This is a genomic window from Ewingella americana ATCC 33852 (assembly GCF_000735345.1).
Taxonomy (GTDB): domain Bacteria; phylum Pseudomonadota; class Gammaproteobacteria; order Enterobacterales; family Enterobacteriaceae; genus Ewingella; species Ewingella americana.
Genome location: NZ_JMPJ01000013.1, coordinates 1 through 1640, shown reverse-complemented (window position 1 = coordinate 1640; position 1640 = coordinate 1). Strand labels below are relative to the sequence as shown.

The 1640-nt window shown below is 52.7% G+C and carries 1 rRNA gene; it reads right to left on the bottom strand.

What is annotated here, in order from left to right:
- Positions 1 to 43 precede the first annotated feature (43 nt).
- A 16S ribosomal RNA gene (locus tag GEAM_RS00050) occupies positions 44 to 1587 on the bottom strand.
- Positions 1588 to 1640 lie beyond the last annotated feature (53 nt).

The window sequence follows — 1640 nt, the reverse complement described above, 5'->3', positions numbered from 1 at the left end:
ATCAGACAATCTGTGTGGACACTGCACAATGCGTATCTTTAGGTAAGGAGGTGATCCAACCGCAGGTTCCCCTACGGTTACCTTGTTACGACTTCACCCCAGTCATGAATCACAAAGTGGTAAGCGCCCTCCCGAAGGTTAAGCTACCTACTTCTTTTGCAACCCACTCCCATGGTGTGACGGGCGGTGTGTACAAGGCCCGGGAACGTATTCACCGTAGCATTCTGATCTACGATTACTAGCGATTCCGACTTCATGGAGTCGAGTTGCAGACTCCAATCCGGACTACGACATACTTTATGAGGTCCGCTTGCTCTCGCGAGTTCGCTTCTCTTTGTATATGCCATTGTAGCACGTGTGTAGCCCTACTCGTAAGGGCCATGATGACTTGACGTCATCCCCACCTTCCTCCGGTTTATCACCGGCAGTCTCCTTTGAGTTCCCACCATTACGTCGCTGGCAACAAAGGATAAGGGTTGCGCTCGTTGCGGGACTTAACCCAACATTTCACAACACGAGCTGACGACAGCCATGCAGCACCTGTCTCAGAGTTCCCGAAGGCACTAAGCTATCTCTAGCGAATTCTCTGGATGTCAAGAGTAGGTAAGGTTCTTCGCGTTGCATCGAATTAAACCACATGCTCCACCGCTTGTGCGGGCCCCCGTCAATTCATTTGAGTTTTAACCTTGCGGCCGTACTCCCCAGGCGGTCGATTTAACGCGTTAGCTCCGGAAGCCACGGGTCAAGCCCACAACCTCCAAATCGACATCGTTTACAGCGTGGACTACCAGGGTATCTAATCCTGTTTGCTCCCCACGCTTTCGCACCTGAGCGTCAGTCTTTGTCCAGGGGGCCGCCTTCGCCACCGGTATTCCTCCAGATCTCTACGCATTTCACCGCTACACCTGGAATTCTACCCCCCTCTACAAGACTCTAGCTTGCCAGTTTCAAATGCAGTTCCCAAGTTAAGCTCGGGGATTTCACATCTGACTTAACAAACCGCCTGCGTGCGCTTTACGCCCAGTAATTCCGATTAACGCTTGCACCCTCCGTATTACCGCGGCTGCTGGCACGGAGTTAGCCGGTGCTTCTTCTGCGAGTAACGTCAATCGCTAAGGTTATTAACCTTAACGCCTTCCTCCTCGCTGAAAGTGCTTTACAACCCGAAGGCCTTCTTCACACACGCGGCATGGCTGCATCAGGCTTGCGCCCATTGTGCAATATTCCCCACTGCTGCCTCCCGTAGGAGTCTGGACCGTGTCTCAGTTCCAGTGTGGCTGGTCATCCTCTCAGACCAGCTAGGGATCGTCGCCTAGGTGAGCCATTACCTCACCTACTAGCTAATCCCATCTGGGCACATCCGATGGCGTGAGGCCCGAAGGTCCCCCACTTTGCTCTTTCGAGGTCATGCGGTATTAGCTACCGTTTCCAGTAGTTATCCCCCTCCATCAGGCAGTTTCCCAGACATTACTCACCCGTCCGCCGCTCGCCGGCAAAGTAGCAAGCTACTTCCCGCTGCCGCTCGACTTGCATGTGTTAGGCCTGCCGCCAGCGTTCAATCTGAGCCATGATCAAACTCTTCAATTAAAAGTTCGATTTGCTTCAACTCGTGAAGCGGTGCTCAAAAATTAACTTTCGTA